Here is a 15899-nt window from a genome sequence, read left to right on the forward strand (position 1 = left end):
TCAGAATGTCAAGAAAATTTACGCAAAAGGCAGAAAAAGTATTTATGCTTGCTGAGGCGATTGCCAAACGCATGGGCCATAAGATTATAGGGACTGAGCATATTCTTTTGGCTTTGATTGAAGAAGGAGAAGGAGTTGCCGCGAAGGCGCTGACCGGGATTGGATTGGCTCCTGACAAGGTAAGCGCAAAGATTACCCAGATCATTGGCGTAGGAACCCCTATCAGTGGAGAGGTCGGATTGTCTCCGCGAGTGAAGCGCGTGATTCAGCTTGCCACCGAAGAGGCTCAACGCCAGGGGGTCAATTATATCGGAACCGAGCACATTCTGCTTGGCCTGATCATTGAGGGAGAAGGAATTGCTGCGAGAGTCCTGGCGGATCTTAAGATCAGTCCGGAAAAAATATGGGAGCAGGTTGTAGAGCTCCTGGGAGGAGAAACCGAAGGCACATCAATGCCCGGAAGTGCCGCCGCGAATAACAGCAAACCCGGACAGGCAGGCGGAACACCGACTTTAAACGAGTTCGGACGGGACTTGACGGTTATGGCCGCTGAAGGGAAGCTTGACCCCGTCGTCGGCCGGGGAAATGAAATTGAAAGAGTCATTCAGGTGCTGAGCCGCCGGACGAAGAATAACCCTGTATTGATTGGAGAACCCGGGGTCGGAAAAACGGCCATCGCCGAGGGTTTGGCCCAAAGGATTGTCAACAACCAAGTGCCGGAGATCCTTGCCGATAAACGGGTTGTGACACTCGATCTTTCTTCGATGGTAGCAGGGACAAAATATCGCGGTGAATTTGAAGAGCGAATGAAAAAAGTCATGGAAGAAATCCGGCTGGCGGGCAACGTGGTCGTCTTCATCGACGAACTCCATACGCTGATCGGAGCGGGGGCTGCCGAAGGAGCCATTGACGCAGCCAATATTCTGAAACCGGCCCTGGCCAGAGGAGAAATGCAATGTATCGGAGCAACGACGCTCGATGAATACCGTAAGCATATTGAACGTGATCCAGCCTTGGAAAGACGTTTTCAACCGATTAAGGTAGGAGAGCCTACAGTTGAGGAAACCGTGGCCATTCTGAAGGGCTTAAGGGACAAGTATGAAGCCCATCACAGGGTGAAGATATCCGATGAGGCGATTGATGTGGCAGCGCGCTTGTCCGACAGGTATATTTCCGACAGATTTTTGCCCGATAAAGCCATCGATTTAATTGATGAGGCTGCATCCAAAGTTCGCATTCACAGTTTTACGGCACCGTCGGATTTGAAAGAGCTGGAGGAAGAAATCGAAAATCTGAAGAAAGAAAAAGAAGCAGCCGTAAAAAGGCAGGAATTCGAAAAAGCCGCCGAAATCAGAGACGAAGAGCAAAAGAAACGCGAAAAGCTCAGCGAGATTCGTAAGAACTGGGAGGAAAGCCGAGACAAGGACCGGATGGTCGTGGGGCCAGAGGATATCTCCGGAATCGTATCGAGCTGGACAGGAGTCCCAGTGAATAAACTTGAAGAAGGAGAAAGCTTCAGACTTTTGAAACTGGAATCCCTTCTGCATGAGAGCGTGATCGGACAGGATGAGGCGGTCACGGCTGTTGCCCGTTCGATCAGACGGGCCAGGGCGGGACTCAAAGACCCTAAGCGGCCCATTGGTTCGTTTATCTTCCTCGGACCGACAGGAGTCGGAAAAACCCAGCTGGCGAGGTCCTTGGCTGAATCTCTGTTTGGGGATGAAAATTCGCTGATCAGAGTTGATATGTCCGAATATATGGAAAAGCATGCCGTATCCAGGATGGTAGGTTCGCCTCCGGGATATGTCGGTCATGATGAAGGTGGTCAGCTTACGGAGGCGGTCCGCAGGAAACCATACAGCGTCATTCTGTTTGACGAAATAGAGAAGGCCCATCCTGAAGTGTTTAATATTCTGCTGCAGGTACTGGAAGACGGCAGGCTCACGGACTCTAAGGGAAGGCTTGTGGATTTCCGCAACTGCGTATTGATTATGACGTCCAACGTCGGAGCTTCTTTCCTCAAAAAAGAATCTCTGGGTTTTGTCTCCGGAAGAAACGAAGAAAGCGAATATAAATCCATGAGTTCCAGGATCATGGAGGAACTTAAGAAGACTTTTCGTCCGGAATTTTTGAACAGAGTGGATGAAATGGTGGTATTCCATCCGCTCAAGCAAGACGATCTTGTGAAGATTACAAAAATCCTGATCAAGGATGTCAGCAAACGACTAAAAGAGCAGGAGCTTGAACTGGTCCTGGATGATGAGGTTCTGGAGCATCTGGCAGAAGAGGGTAATGATCCGACTTATGGGGCGCGTCCTTTACGGAGGGCCATCCAAAAAATGATTGAGGATCCCTTGTCTGAAAAGATTCTTGAAGGAACTTATAACGCAGGCGATACGATTAAGGTCGAACTTTCCGACAAAGAAGTCGTTTTTGTGAAACCCGCTGCCGTCAAGAAAAAGGGCAGAAAGAAACTGGAAAAGGTCTAAGGGGGAAGGAATTTTGGCAGGCCCAAAGACGAAGTTCTATTGCCGGGAATGCGGGCAGGAAAGCGCGAGATGGCTCGGAAGGTGTCCCGGATGCGGTGAATGGAATACACTGATTGAGGAACGCGTAGAAAAATCCAAACCTACAGAAAACAGAGGGATCGTTCAGGCGATCCCTCTGACTGAAATCCAAACGATGGAAGGGCAGAGACTTGATACCGGAAGTCAGGAACTTAACCGGGTTTTTGGGGGAGGGGTTGTCGAAGGATCTTTTGTTCTTTTAAGCGGAGAGCCTGGAATCGGCAAATCCACGCTGTTTCTGCAAATGGCAGAATATCTTTCCCGGAAGGAAAATGTGCTTTATGTGTCGGGAGAGGAGTCTGCCCGGCAAATCAAACTCAGGGCTGACAGAATGGAACTTTCTTCTTCCCGGGTACATATACTCGCCGATAATTCCCTGGAAGCAGTACGTTCGGAGGTACTGAACAAAGGCTATAAAGTCATTTTTATTGATTCAATTCAGACGATGCTACTCGAAGACGTCCAGTCTGCACCCGGAAGCGTCAGCCAGGTCAGAGAAGGGGCTTCTTTCTTGTTGAAACTGGCCAAAGAAAATGAGATTACAGTTTTCCTGGCCGGCCATATTACAAAGGAGGGTGCGATTGCCGGGCCCAGGGTTCTGGAGCACATGGTCGATACGGTCCTGTATTTTGAAGGAGATCAGCACCATATTTTCCGTCTGCTGCGGGCAGTTAAAAACCGTTTCGGTCCGGCCAACGAAATTGGGGTATTTGAGATGAGAGGCTGCGGTCTAGCTGATGTTACAAATCCCTCCATGTTTTTTATGGGCGATCATACACAGGTATCCGCTGGTTCCGGGGTGGCTGTCGTAATGGAAGGAACAAGGCCGCTCTTAGTGGAGGTCCAGGCTTTGGTAACATCGTCCATCTTCACGCCGCCGAGAAGAACCGTAAACGGGATGGATTACCACCGCCTGCTGATGCTTCTGGCAGTTCTGGACAAACGGGCCGGATACGCTTTTGGCGCCCGGGATGTTTTTGTCAATATTGCCGGGGGTCTCGATGTGGATGAACCGGCAGCGGATCTTGCCGTCATCGCCTCTGTGATGTCGGGAATTAAAGATCAGCCGCTTGGAAATATGGCCTTAATCGGGGAACTCGGTCTGACCGGAGAAATTAGAGGGGTTTCTCATATTGAGCAGCGGATCAGAGAAGCGGAAAAATTTGGTTTCCGAAATTGCCTGGTACCAGAAGTCAATGCAGACAGTATCGGGAGGACCGATTGCCGGATCATTCCGGTTAAGAACATTGAGGAAGTGCTGGATTTTCTTTTTTAGATAATTTTGATACCAAAATAAAAAAGGATGTCAAAAGACATCCGCGGCAGTCATTCCAAGGCATCACTGATATGGCATTAGTAACTGATATACAAATATACAAAATGACAGAAAATATCTCCGCATTCTTTAATCTTCTTTTAAGCTCGGCTATCTAAAATTAAAAACTGTAAGTGTTTTGAGTCTGCTTTCTTCCTTTTCCAGGATTCCGTTTACAGACAAGCCCAGAATATTGGCAAGAGCTGAGATGTAAAAAAGCTGATTTCCCAGTTCGGTTTCGACAACTTCACGGCAGTTGGAACAAAGGTTTCCTTCCAGATGACTGTTCAGGAGAAACTTAAGATCTGATATGGTAGCATTTTCCGGAATTAGACTTTTGTGGGCATCCACTGAGACACAGCCGCAAGAAGTTACAGCCTTCGTGATAGCCCTGTTTACCCGGGAAGAAGCCTCTTGTCCTTTTGATAAAATATCCAAGATGCTTTGGTGTCGAATTAGCATAGCATCAACCGTTTCTTGAAAATCATTATTGATTGGACTCATAGTACATACACTTCCTTTCTGCCAATTTCATTATAGACAGCATCAGAAGCTGTTGTCAATTTCATCAAATCGGGAAATATTTCTTGAATTAAGATATATTGAAATAATTTGTCGTTTACTTTGAAAGAGAAATACAACCTGATATAATGATGAGATACAGGGGAAAATACCGCTAAACAATTTCATAGGGACAGATTAGGAAAATTTCAGGCTCCTGGTATAAACAGAATTGTTTTTAGCCAAAATATAGAAAAAGGGAGGTGAATTTGATGCTTAGCAAAATTGTTCGCGGCATCATTACGCTGCTGTTCGGTGCAGCAGGAATTTACGTAGATTACTTGTTATTAAAGGTTGTCGATATTCGTCAGCTTAGTCAGACATTAGGTTTTGAGATTCACTTATACTGGACTTATATTATTATTTTTATTGTGTTATCTGCTTTTGGTTTCTTTCTCGCCCCTGTATGTATGAAAGTCTTTATTGGCCTTGTCAAATGGCTGGAAAGCAGACTTACCCGCATGCCGATTCACGATCTGGTCGGAGGTTCACTTGGGGGTATTGTCGGTTTGCTGATTGCCCGCCTGATTTGCATTACTTTTGTGGGTATTCCATTTCTCGGCCCAATTCTGTCTGTCGTCGTCAGCTTGTTACTTGGCTACGTCGGCTTGATTATTGGGATCACGCGCAAGGATGATATTCTTGGATTTTTCAACTTTTTACCCAAACTGAAAGGGGAACGTGCTGAAAAAGAAAAGAATAAAGATAAGGGGCACGGGAAGCAGTCCGCTGCTGCAGGCTATAAAGTGCTTGATACCAGTGTGATTATTGACGGCAGAATTGCGGATATTGTCAAAACGAGCTTTATAGATGGGGTTCTTCTGGTTCCTGGTTTTGTTCTGGAAGAGCTCAGACATATTGCCGATTCTTCAGACGCCCTGAAAAGAAACCGGGGTCGGAGAGGACTTGATATCTTGAATCAGATTTCCAAGGAATCGGTCATCAAGGTCGAGATCTACGAAGGTGATTTTGAAGACATCGCTGAAGTGGACAGTAAACTTGTCAAACTGGCGAATATTCTGGACGCACCGATATTGACCAATGATTATAACCTGAACAAAGTGGCCGAGCTTCAGGGGATAAAAGTCTTAAATATCAATGAATTGGCCAATGCTGTGAAACCAGTTGTCCTTCCGGGCGAAGAGATGTATATTCAGATTATGAAGGAAGGAAAAGAGGCTGGACAGGGCGTAGCTTATCTGGATGACGGAACGATGGTTGTCGTTGACGGAGGACGCAGGTACATTGGGCAACAGACCACCGTGCTGGTTACGACTGTTCTGCAAACTGCCGCGGGTAGGATGATCTTTGCTAAACCCAAAGGGATGCAGGAAAAATCATCTGAGGAGTTTTCCCATGAGTTTAATGCATTCGGCTAATATTGCGGCTATTGTACCTGCCGCCGGGCGGGGAAAAAGGATGGGGGGTCAAGGCAACAAGCTTCTGCTTGAACTTGCCGGGACCCCTATCCTTGTTTTTACTCTAAAAACGCTGGAACTTTGTCCGCTAATTAAAGAAATCATTATTCCTGCGGCAAGGGTAGATATTTTGACAATTAAAAAATTGATGGAAGAATACAACCTGAAAAAGGTGACGGCAGTGGTTGAGGGAGGCGCCGAAAGGCAGGAATCCGTTTACCGGGCGCTTCAGTCCTTAAGTCCTGAAGTGGACAGCGTGATCGTCCATGACGGTGCCCGACCCTTATTAACACTGGATGATCTGAACCGTTTTCTTGAAAAAACGGCTGACTCTGAAGCGGCTGTCATGGCTGTACCTTTGAAAGATACTGTGAAAAAGGTGGATACTCAGGGCCAAGTTATGGAAACACCCCCGCGGGAACAGCTTCGGGCGATTCAGACACCGCAGATTTTTAACCGGAACCTTTTAGAAAAAGTACACAAACTTGCCTTTGAACAGCAGTACCTGGCCACGGACGATGCTTCTCTGTTTGAGTGGCAGGGCTTACCGGTCAGGGTTGTTGAAGGCAGTTACGAGAATATCAAGGTGACCACGCCTGAAGATATGCTTTGGGCGGAGTCCATCCTGCACAGAAGAAGAGAGGTGCCTCAAATGAAGATGGGACTGGGCTACGATGTCCATGCACTGGTTGAGGGACGGACGTTGATTCTGGGCGGAGTAGAAATTCCCCATGACAAAGGACTTTTGGGGCATTCTGATGCGGATGTTCTGACGCATGCCGTAATGGATGCGATTCTCGGGGCTTGTGCGCTTGGTGATATTGGCAAACATTTTCCCGACAGCGATGCCCGGTACAAGGGCATTTCCAGTCTGGCATTGCTGGCTGAAGTTGTAAAGCTTGCGCAAGGCGAAGGCTACAGGCTTGGGAATCTGGATAGTATTATTGTTACTCAAAAACCGAAAGTATTGCCTTATATTGCGCAGATGAGAAGGAATCTTGCTGAGATTCTGAACGCAAGTCCGGACTGTATATCGATCAAAGCAACGACGACGGAGTACCTGGGCTTCGAGGGCAGAGAAGAAGGAATCAGTTCCCAGGCAATCGTTTGTCTTTTGCCTGTATGACCTGATATAATATTAAACGCTATTATTTTTATTTTTTTATATCTTGTATTTTATTAATACTTGATGAAGACAAGCAGTACGAAGTAGAAATGAGGTTATGTCGATTATGACGGTGAAAGTAAGGTTTGCTCCAAGCCCGACCGGTCCCCTGCATATCGGAGGAGCAAGGTCAGCTCTTTTTAATTATTTGTTTACAAGAGGCAAAGGTGGGACCTTTGTCTTTAGGATAGAGGATACCGACCTGGAACGGTCGAGCCGGGAATCGGAACAGGATATCATGAAAGCGCTGCACTGGCTGGGGATCACCTGGGACGAGGGGATAGACGCCGGCGGAGATTCCGGCCCTTACAGGCAGACGGAAAGGCTCGATACATACCGTGAATACACGGATAAGCTTCTTCAGAGCGGACATGCTTACCTGTGCTACTGTTCGGAAGAAGAACTGGAACAGGAGCGTCAGGAGCTGAGTGCCCGTGGGGAGACCCCGCGCTATCTCGGAAAATGCCGGACGCTGACCGCAGAACAACGCCAGGCTTATGAAGCGGAAGGAAGGAAACCTGTTGTCCGCTTCCGAGTGCCGGAAGGCCAGGATATCGTGATCAATGACCTGGTCAGAGGGAAAGTCGTTTTTGAAAGTAATGGCATCGGGGATTATATCATTGTCAAATCAGATGGAATCCCAACATACAATTATGCCGTGGTCATCGACGATGTCCTGATGGGCATCACGCATGTCGTCAGAGGAGAAGAACATCTATCCAATACACCGCGTCAGGTCTTAATTTATGAGGCCATTGGAATGAAAGTACCGGATTTTGCCCATATCTCCTTGATTTTGAATACTGAAGGGCGGAAGATGAGCAAACGGGACGGGGATACTGCTGTCATGGATTATTTCCATAAAGGGTATTTGCCGGAGGCCGTCGTGAACTTTATCGCGCTTTTAGGCTGGTCGCCTTCCGGTGAGCAGGAATTTTTTACGATCGAAGAACTCAAGAAAGAATTTTCATTGGAAAAAGTATCAAAGAGCCCGGCAGTTTTTGATTTGAATAAACTGAACTACATCAATGCGCACTACCTGAAACAGACTTCTTCGGCAGACCTTGCCCGGTTGGTGCTGCCGTTTTTGAGAGAAAAAGGACTTTTTCCGAATGAGCTTTCTTTGGCCGAACAGCAGTGGGTGACCGGCTTTATTGACGCCGTCAAGGAAAAAATCAACTGCTTAAGCGAGGTTAAGTCCTATATTCATTATTTTATTGGAACAGAAATTGATGTGCTGACGGAGGAAGCTGAAGCGATTATGAAGGCAGATACCGTACCGGCAGTGCTGAAGCTTTTTGCAGCCAAGGTCCGGGAAGCCGCGCTGCTCGACGCACCGGCAGCCAAGAGCATATTAAAAGAGATCACCAAAGAACTTAACCTGAAAGGCAAGGATGTATTTATGCCGGTTAGGATTGCGCTTACGGGGCAGATGCATGGCCCGGATCTCGACCGGATCATGGAACTGCTGGGTAAAGAAAATATTTACGGGCGATTGGAGAAAACGGCTGCTTACTCGAAGTAAGTACAAGGAGGAAATCGTGATGGCGATTAGACTATATAATACACTTACACGCCGCAAAGAAGCGTTTGTTCCGAGAGAACCGGGAAAGGCTTCAATGTACGCCTGCGGCCCTACGACGTATAATTATTTCCATTTGGGAAATGCCCGGATGCTGGTAGTATTCGATATGATCAGGCGCTACCTGATCCATAAAGGGTTTGACGTTACGTATATCCAGAATTTTACCGACGTCGATGATAAGATTATTAACCGGGCAGCTGAAGAAGACTGTGACCCGATAGCGCTGGCCGGCAAATATATTAATGAGTACTTTACGGATGCCAAGGCTTTGAATATTCTTCCTGCCGATATCCACCCGAAAGCCACGGAACATATCCCGGAGATGATTGACATTATCCGCAGGTTGGAGGAAAAGGGCTTAGCCTATAATATTGACGGGGATGTCTATTTTGCTGTCGACAAATTCCCTGGATACGGCAAGCTGTCCGGCCGGACGCTTGAAGATATGCAGGCCGGAGCACGTGTAGAGGTGGATGACAAGAAGCATAACCCAATGGATTTTGCGCTATGGAAAAAAGCCAAAGCGGGAGAACCTTTCTGGGAGAGCCCCTGGGGTAAAGGAAGGCCCGGCTGGCATATTGAATGTTCAGCGATGTCCTTGAAATACCTCGGGCCTGGGTTTGATATTCATGGGGGCGGAGGCGACCTGGTTTTTCCGCATCATGAGAATGAAATTGCGCAGTCCGAAGGCTGTCTGGAGGGCCAGCAGTTTGCGCGGTACTGGATGCATAATGCGTTTATTACTATTAATCAGGAGAAAATGTCCAAATCGCTGGGGAATTTCTTTCTGGTCAGAGATGTTACCGAAAAATTCCCGGGAGATGTTATCCGTTTTTATCTGCTCGGAACACACTACCGCAGTCCGCTGGATTTTGATGATGAGAAGCTGGTCATGGCCTCAAAAGGACTGGACCGCCTGAAAAACAGCGTGCGTCTGGCCAAAGAAGCCCTGGGCAAAGCACAGGGTAAAGAGGGTATGACGTTCGGTATCATTGCTGTGAACCGGAACCAGAAGGCGGATGATGAAATGGCTAAGGCCAGTCTGGAGGCCAGGAATGCTTTCGAACAGGCTATGGACGATGATTTTAATTCGGCCCAGGCTTATGCAGCCTTATTCGAGCTGGCCAAAGGAATCAATACGTACCTTGCCAAAGTTTCTATTAAGACTGAACCTTTGGCTGAAGCAGCACAGACTTTGATAGAGCTGGCTGGGATACTTGGATTTGATCTGGAAGCAGAGGCTGAAGTTTTACAGGAGGATTCCGGAAAACTGGCCCAGGTCATGGAGCTTGTGATGGAGATCAGGGCCAATGCCCGTAAGAACAAGGACTGGACGACTGCGGATCTCATCAGGGACAGGATTAAAGAAATTGGGATTGTGATTGAAGATACCCCTGAGGGTGCCCGCTGGTATTTGAAATAGTTAAGGGATGATAACATTTGCCTAAGCAAAACGAACCTGAACAGGATAACGGCATGCCGGATATTTGGTCGGTACAAATCAATAAACGGTGGCAGGATATTAATATCCTGCTGCTTGCCTATATAGGTGACGCCGTTTACGAATTATGGGTACGCAAGCATCTTCTGGAGCAGGACATTGCCAAGGTACAACTCATGCATAAGCGGGCTATTTTCTATGTACAGGCCAAAACGCAAGCAGGTATTCTGAGGCATCTCATGAACGAACTGGATGAAACGGAAACAGAGGTTGTTCTGAGGGGTCGGAATGCGAAGGGCCACTATCCACGTAGTGTTGATGTTGTCACCTACAGGCATTCTACAGCCTTCGAAGCGCTTATCGGCTACTGGCATATTACTGGCAAAAATACTCGGATGGGCGCGGTTCTAAACAACATAGACGGGATTCTTGAGACAATGGCGACAGAAAATAGCAAGAAAACAGAAAGAGGTACTTTACCCGAAGAAACCGGGAAACGGGGGGAGTCGAAACATGAAGATCACGAACTTTGAACATACCGGACTGGACCGAGTCGCAGCCTGGATTAAACGGAGTCATTTAAGCGGGATATCCGCCACGGAACTAAAGAAAGTTCTGAAAACGGCCAATATATTCTTTGTTGCCGAAGGTATCAACCGGGTTCAGAGCATGCTGCTCTGTGAGCTGAAAGCATCCTATGTCCAACAAAGTCAAAGATATGTGGCGCTTGATCAGGACGCGTTTGCTTTTCCTGACCTACCGCCTGAAGATTGCCACAGAGCCTTGGAGCTCGGGCAGCAAGCATTGGATCTGTATACCAGAATGTGTGCACTAAAGGAAGGCGGGTTTAAAGGGAGACCTAAGCCTGAGCATTACCTTTACGCGATTCCGATTGAAGATGCCCGCTATATACTGCCGCTCGCGGCAAAGACGAATCTATCCGTTTCGATGTCCGGGGACAAACTATGGGAGTTCTTTCTTTTATTCAATGACAGGAAATATGAAGGGATATTCGAGACCCTGAAAAATGAGCTGGAAGCCTTCCTTCCGGCTGAATTACGCGTGCTGTTCCCCGATGACTATGACAGTACGGCAGAATTAACAATCATTGAGGACTTCTATCGGACAGATTTGGCGAGAATTAATCCCGAAGATGACCTCATCTTATTATCCAGTTGTCAGGATCCGGACATTAAGGCTGGTCTGGGCGCTCTGACCAGCACCAAAAGCAGGGCGTCTTCCGAGGTTTTGCTGTCCTGGGGGGAGGAAGCTCCAGTTAAGGCGAAAGAAATTGTCCAGAGAGTGCTTGGTTACGGTCATGAAAGTATTGCCGAACAGGTCCGGACCACTTTTGGGATGATGTGTTCCTTGGTGACGTATCACCAGCAGGTCCGTCATCGTCTGCCGGAAATGTTCCGGGAAGACTTCAGTAACCTTTTCAGCGACACAGAAAGACCGGTAATCGTTCCGGACAGCATTCGCGATTCTCCGTTTTTGGAGGAGTTCTTAAATCTGACGGAAGCCTATCGGACATTTTCCAGGGAGATTTATCAAAAATTGGGGCTGGGCAAAGCTATGCCGTTTATCCTGAACTGCCAGCTTTTAAAAATGATTATGTCCACAAATGCGAGGATAGACAATCAGATGCTCTCGGAAAGGACCTGCCTAAACGCCCAGTGGGAAATCAGAAAGCTCGCTGTCAAGAAACTGAAGATCCTCAGAGAATTATCCGGTGTACTCTATGAAAAAGCACTGCCGCCCTGTCTGGTCAGCAAATGCCATGAAGGGAAGATGACCTGCGGCAAACAGCAGGAAGTAAGAGATCTGTTCTGTTTCAGGCAAAAGTAACGGCTGCGATTCACATGCAGCATTTTATTATCCACAGATGATTTGTTGCGTCGTTCTGGAAATTTTTTAGGGGGCTAAGGAATGAAAGCAATCGTTTCGGTAGATCAAAACTGGGGTATTGGCTATAAAGGAGACCTGCTGCTGAGAATTCCGGAAGATATGAAGTTTTTTAAGCAGATGACCGTCGGCAAGGTTGCGGTCATGGGCAGAGGGACTTATGAATCATTGCCAGGGAAAGAACCTTTGAAGGACAGAACCAATATCGTCCTGAGTACAAACAGGGATTTTCAGGACGACAGAGTTATAATCTGCCATTCGCTGGAGGACCTGCTTCAGGAGCTGAAAAAATACCCTTCGGACGATATCTGTGTGATTGGCGGAGAATCACTTTTTCAGCTGCTCATGCCCTATCTGAATGAACTGTATGTGACAAAAATCAGGCACACATTCCCTGCGGATAAGCATCTTAGGAATGTCGATGAAGATGACAATTGGAGAGTTGAGTCCGAGGGTGAATTGCAAACTTATAATGACATTCAGTACAGTGTTGTAAAATATGTAAGAAAGTGAACGTCGTAATATACAAATTTTAGAGGTTAGTATGCTACGACAAACTTTCGAAAGGAGAAACCGGCTTTGGAAGAAAATATTGTGTGCGGGCGCAACGCTGTGACCGAACTGATCAAATCCGGGAATCCGGTAAATAAAGTGCTGGTCAAAAATGAAAAGGGGCAGGGAAGAAATTCGGACATCCTGCATCTGCTTAAAACGCGTGGCATACCGTACCAATTTGTGGAGAATACTGTCCTGGACAAATATACTGCCGGAGAAAAGCATCAGGGAGTGGTGGCATTTACTGCTGCCAAAGAATATGCAGAACCATCCGATATTATGGAGATAGCAAGGCAAAAAGGGGAAGATCCATTTATCCTTGTTCTGGATGAGATCGAGGATCCGCATAATCTAGGAGCTCTTCTTCGGACTGCCGATGCAGCGGGTGTTCATGGGGTGATCATTCCAAAAAGAAGAAGTGCCGCACTCACACCTGCTGTCGGCAGAACGTCGGCCGGAGCTGTGGAATATGTGCCTGTGGCCAGAGTAAGCAATCTTGTCCAGACACTGAAATATCTCAAAGAAGAGGGCTGCTGGGTATCCGGTGCGGAAGCCGGCGGCAAAGATATCTATCAGGCGGGACTGAAAGGGCCAAGGGTCATCGTCATTGGCGGAGAGGATAAGGGACTCGGTAGACTGATCCGGGAAACCTGTGATGAAATTATATCCTTACCAATGTGTGGCAGAATTTCATCTTTGAATGCCAGCGTAGCCGGATCCATCATCATGTATGAGGTACGGAGACAGAGAAATCAGACTTAATCTGCCATATCCCGCCAATCTTCATCTTGACGCTATTTGTGCATTTCAGGTATAATTGTTTTGTTATAAGCATATAATGGAGGCTTCAGCGTTACCTTCGTGAATCGGTTTCGGGAGGGATGGACTTGACTTACAGTATCCAGACAGAGATTCCAGAAGAATTCGAGGCTAATGAGTACATAGCAGATGAGGAACTAGTTGAGTTAGCAAAGATCGGTGACGCAGAAGCTCAGGAGTACTTGATCAATAAGTACAAGAATTTTGTCAGAGCAAAAGCCAGATCGTATTTCTTGATCGGTGCGGATAGGGAAGATATCATTCAAGAAGGCATGATTGGGCTGTATAAAGCAATTCGTGACTTTCGTGGGGACAAGCTCTCCTCTTTCAGAGCATTTGCCGAGTTATGCATAACTCGGCAGATTATTACAGCGATCAAGACGGCTACCAGACAAAAGCATATTCCGCTCAATTCGTACGTATCGCTGAACAAACCTATTTATGATGAGGATTCCGACAGGACGCTCTTGGATGTTATTTCTGGAAATAAGATCACGGATCCCGAGGAACTGATCATCAGCAGGGAAGAATTTGACGATATTGAAGAAAAGATGGGCGAAATTTTAAGTTCGCTCGAATGGGAAGTGCTGATGTCCTATCTTGAAGGCAAATCTTATCAGGAGATTGCCGTAGATCTCGACAGGCATGTCAAATCCATTGACAATGCACTGCAGCGGGTCAAGCGAAAGTTGGAAAGGTATCTGGAGCACAGAGGGGCCTAAAATTCCATACAATATGAATAAAATTAGACACTCTGTTTTGTAAATTCTTCCAGAAAAAAAATGACTTTTATTGTTGACAAGTGGCCGTAATCTTTGATACAATACGTTGGTGTCCAATGCCGATGTAGCTCAATTGGTAGAGCAGCTGATTTGTAATCAGCAGGTTGCGGGTTCGAGTCCCATCGTCGGCTCCAATTGAAATGGGTAGGTGGCCGAGTGGTTAAAGGCGGCAGACTGTAAATCTGTTCCGAAAGGTACGGTGGTTCGAATCCATCCCTGCCCACCATTCTATAATTGGAGATATCGAGCTGGAACGTTTATTTAACATCGCGGGGTGGAGCAGTGGTAGCTCGTCGGGCTCATAACCCGAAGGTCGTCGGTTCAAATCCGGCCCCCGCAACCAAGCATGTTTACGCCCCCAGTAATGATAATTTCATTATTGTGGGCTTTAATTTTTGTAACATAGGTTTTTACAAGACGTGGAATATCATCAGCAGTGATGTTTTCCACGTCTTTTTTCAATTTATCAATAATCATTTCACGAGTAATAACTATATCGCTAGATGTGGAAATAGCTTTCTTCAATGCTCCAATGCGTGTCTGAATAGATTCAATTTCACTTTTTAATTCAGGGTATATCAATCCATTTTTAATGGCATTGGTGCAGTTCTGAAGTTCCTTCTGAAGCTTATCTAATTCCTTGCGTTCTTCAGAATGGTTGCTTTTCGTGCTTTCATAGGCTTTCAGTGTTTCATCAGCAATAATTCCAAAGTCAGTTGTTTGTAGATAATTTTTTAATTGTGCCACAACGGCAGTTTCAATTTCATCAGCATTGATGTTTTTCGCATTGCAGGAATGATTGCGGTATTTATTTCCACAAACATAATACCTGGTTGCATAACCTTTGCTGTTGGTGTTGGTTTTTCCAGTATAAGTTCCACCACATTCACCGCATTCAATCAAACCAGAAAGCAAATATGTGTTTTTAGCAGAATTGGAAGCGTTCCTTCTGTTATTATTCATTCTTTGTTGCACCCTTTCCCATGTTTCCTTATCAATTATCGGAGTGATAGAGTTTTCAAGTTTAACCATATCGGGGTTCAAGGTTCCCCCTATCCATTTTCCCATATACTTGTTTTTATGCTTGTTCCAGGTATAAACACCAATGTATCTTTCGTTTTGGAGAATGGCATTCAACGAATTCTTCCCTAAGGGTTGTCCACGCTTGCCTTTGTAGCCTTTCTTAGCAAGTTCTTGGATAATATGATTATAAGATTTCCCGATGCCATACAGGGCAAATATAAGCTTCACAGAACCTGCTTCCCATTGATTAACAACATAGCTTCCGTTCACAATATCATAACCAAGGGGAGCAATACCACCAAGGAACACACCTTGCTTTGCCCTTTGTGCGACACCTGCCATTGATTTTTGACGGGTCTGAAGAACCATGTGCTGCCCCAATCCAACATTGATTAGTTCAACAAGAAAATCATTGGGGTTGGACATATCACCCAGCTTTTCAGTTGCAGATATAACCTTGATGTTAAGCTGCTGCATTTCTTTCCTGAAGTTGAACCAGTCACCAACATCCCTTGAACCTCTTGAAATATCATATATTACAACACATTCAAATTGATGTTTCTTTGCACCTTCCAATAAATTTATAAATCCTGGTCGGTTAATGTTTGTCCCTGTTGTGGCTTCATCAATGAATGTGGCGGTAATGGTGTGATTGTTAACTTGACAATATTTAATGATAGCATCAAGTTGTGATTCAATGGAATTTTCGTTTTGTTTATCGGTTGAATATCGTGCATAAGCTGCTGCGTTCATTGGTAAGCGT

Annotated in this window: 13 protein-coding genes and 3 tRNA genes; 14 read left to right on the plus strand and 2 right to left on the minus strand. The window is 46.3% G+C overall.

The genetic code is table 11. The features are described 5' to 3' along the window. The first annotated feature begins 5 nt into the window (after positions 1 to 5). Positions 6 to 2489 carry an ATP-dependent Clp protease ATP-binding subunit gene (locus AAH944_RS01755; protein ID WP_415535995.1) on the plus strand — a complete coding sequence of 828 codons (2484 nt, stop codon included), beginning with the start codon at positions 6 to 8 and terminating at the stop codon, positions 2487 to 2489. A gap of 13 nt (positions 2490 to 2502) precedes the next feature. Continuing rightward, entirely contained in the window at positions 2503 to 3843 is a 1341-nt protein-coding gene (radA, locus tag AAH944_RS01760) for a DNA repair protein RadA (protein WP_415535996.1), read from the plus strand. Between the two features lie 150 nt (positions 3844 to 3993). Here radA and AAH944_RS01765 read toward each other — a convergent pair whose 3' ends face one another. Next, positions 3994 to 4386, minus strand: coding sequence for a DUF1573 domain-containing protein (locus AAH944_RS01765; protein WP_415535998.1), 393 nt, complete (start codon positions 4384 to 4386; stop codon positions 3994 to 3996). Between the two features lie 269 nt (positions 4387 to 4655). Between AAH944_RS01765 and AAH944_RS01770 the strand changes: the two genes are divergently transcribed. The 12 genes from AAH944_RS01770 (at position 4656) to AAH944_RS01825 (ending at position 14456) form a co-directional block, all read left to right on the plus strand. Then, on the plus strand, positions 4656 to 5822 hold the full coding sequence (locus tag AAH944_RS01770; RefSeq protein ID WP_415536000.1) for a PIN/TRAM domain-containing protein: 1167 nt from the start codon (positions 4656 to 4658) through the stop codon (positions 5820 to 5822). Continuing rightward, positions 5800 to 6987, plus strand: coding sequence for a 2-C-methyl-D-erythritol 4-phosphate cytidylyltransferase (ispD, locus tag AAH944_RS01775; protein WP_415536002.1), 1188 nt, complete (start codon positions 5800 to 5802; stop codon positions 6985 to 6987). Before AAH944_RS01770 ends, ispD begins: the two co-directional genes overlap by 23 nt. A 106-nt stretch (positions 6988 to 7093) precedes the next feature. Next, complete coding sequence (gene gltX, locus AAH944_RS01780) at positions 7094 to 8551, plus strand: glutamate--tRNA ligase (RefSeq protein WP_415536004.1); 1458 nt, start codon at positions 7094 to 7096, stop codon at positions 8549 to 8551. A 19-nt stretch (positions 8552 to 8570) separates the two neighbouring features. Continuing rightward, on the plus strand, positions 8571 to 10034 hold the full coding sequence (gene cysS, locus AAH944_RS01785) for a cysteine--tRNA ligase (protein WP_415536005.1): 1464 nt from the start codon (positions 8571 to 8573) through the stop codon (positions 10032 to 10034). A 17-nt stretch (positions 10035 to 10051) separates the two neighbouring features. Continuing rightward, a complete protein-coding gene (locus AAH944_RS01790) occupies positions 10052 to 10585 on the plus strand; it encodes a Mini-ribonuclease 3 (RefSeq protein WP_415536007.1) in 534 nt (177 codons plus the stop codon). Beyond that, positions 10566 to 11900 (plus strand): FAD-dependent thymidylate synthase, encoded by a 1335-nt coding sequence (locus AAH944_RS01795; RefSeq protein ID WP_415536009.1) that lies wholly within the window; start codon positions 10566 to 10568, stop codon positions 11898 to 11900. Before AAH944_RS01790 ends, AAH944_RS01795 begins: the two co-directional genes overlap by 20 nt. 81 nt (positions 11901 to 11981) lie before the next feature. Then, positions 11982 to 12470: a dihydrofolate reductase gene (locus AAH944_RS01800; protein WP_415536011.1), complete on the plus strand. Its 489-nt coding sequence runs from the start codon at positions 11982 to 11984 to the stop codon at positions 12468 to 12470. 66 nt (positions 12471 to 12536) lie between these two features. After that, positions 12537 to 13274 (plus strand): 23S rRNA (guanosine(2251)-2'-O)-methyltransferase RlmB, encoded by a 738-nt coding sequence (gene rlmB / locus AAH944_RS01805; protein ID WP_415536013.1) that lies wholly within the window; start codon positions 12537 to 12539, stop codon positions 13272 to 13274. 119 nt (positions 13275 to 13393) lie between these two features. Then, on the plus strand, positions 13394 to 14053 hold the full coding sequence (sigH, locus tag AAH944_RS01810; RefSeq protein WP_020491328.1) for an RNA polymerase sporulation sigma factor SigH: 660 nt from the start codon (positions 13394 to 13396) through the stop codon (positions 14051 to 14053). Between the two features lie 118 nt (positions 14054 to 14171). Continuing rightward, positions 14172 to 14247 (plus strand) — tRNA-Thr (locus AAH944_RS01815). Between the two features lie 8 nt (positions 14248 to 14255). Then, positions 14256 to 14339 (plus strand) — tRNA-Tyr (locus AAH944_RS01820). A 42-nt stretch (positions 14340 to 14381) separates the two neighbouring features. Continuing rightward, positions 14382 to 14456: transfer RNA gene (locus tag AAH944_RS01825), tRNA-Met, on the plus strand. On the opposite strand, the gene AAH944_RS01830 is transcribed toward AAH944_RS01825, so the two are convergent. Then, on the minus strand, positions 14435 to 15889 hold the full coding sequence (locus AAH944_RS01830; RefSeq protein WP_415536015.1) for a recombinase family protein: 1455 nt from the start codon (positions 15887 to 15889) through the stop codon (positions 14435 to 14437). The genes AAH944_RS01825 and AAH944_RS01830 overlap by 22 nt on opposite strands. Positions 15890 to 15899: the final 10 nt, after the last annotated feature.

Source organism: Dehalobacter sp. CP, assembly GCF_047652685.1.
GTDB lineage: Bacteria > Bacillota > Desulfitobacteriia > Desulfitobacteriales > Syntrophobotulaceae > Dehalobacter.

Bases quoted from the DNA above. Each gene is read 5' to 3' on its own strand.
- AAH944_RS01755 (WP_415535995.1), top strand. From the start codon at position 6: ATGTCAAGAAAATTTACGCAAAAGGCAGAAAAAGTATTTATGCTTGCT.
- AAH944_RS01765 (WP_415535998.1), bottom strand. From the start codon at position 4,386: ATGAGTCCAATCAATAATGATTTTCAAGAAACGGTTGATGCTATGCTA.
- AAH944_RS01770 (WP_415536000.1), top strand. From the start codon at position 4,656: ATGCTTAGCAAAATTGTTCGCGGCATCATTACGCTGCTGTTCGGTGCA.
- ispD (WP_415536002.1), top strand. From the start codon at position 5,800: ATGAGTTTAATGCATTCGGCTAATATTGCGGCTATTGTACCTGCCGCC.
- gltX (WP_415536004.1), top strand. From the start codon at position 7,094: ATGACGGTGAAAGTAAGGTTTGCTCCAAGCCCGACCGGTCCCCTGCAT.
- cysS (WP_415536005.1), top strand. From the start codon at position 8,571: ATGGCGATTAGACTATATAATACACTTACACGCCGCAAAGAAGCGTTT.
- AAH944_RS01795 (WP_415536009.1), top strand. From the start codon at position 10,566: ATGAAGATCACGAACTTTGAACATACCGGACTGGACCGAGTCGCAGCC.
- AAH944_RS01800 (WP_415536011.1), top strand. From the start codon at position 11,982: ATGAAAGCAATCGTTTCGGTAGATCAAAACTGGGGTATTGGCTATAAA.
- sigH (WP_020491328.1), top strand. From the start codon at position 13,394: ATGGACTTGACTTACAGTATCCAGACAGAGATTCCAGAAGAATTCGAG.
- AAH944_RS01830 (WP_415536015.1), bottom strand. From the start codon at position 15,889: ATGAACGCAGCAGCTTATGCACGATATTCAACCGATAAACAAAACGAA.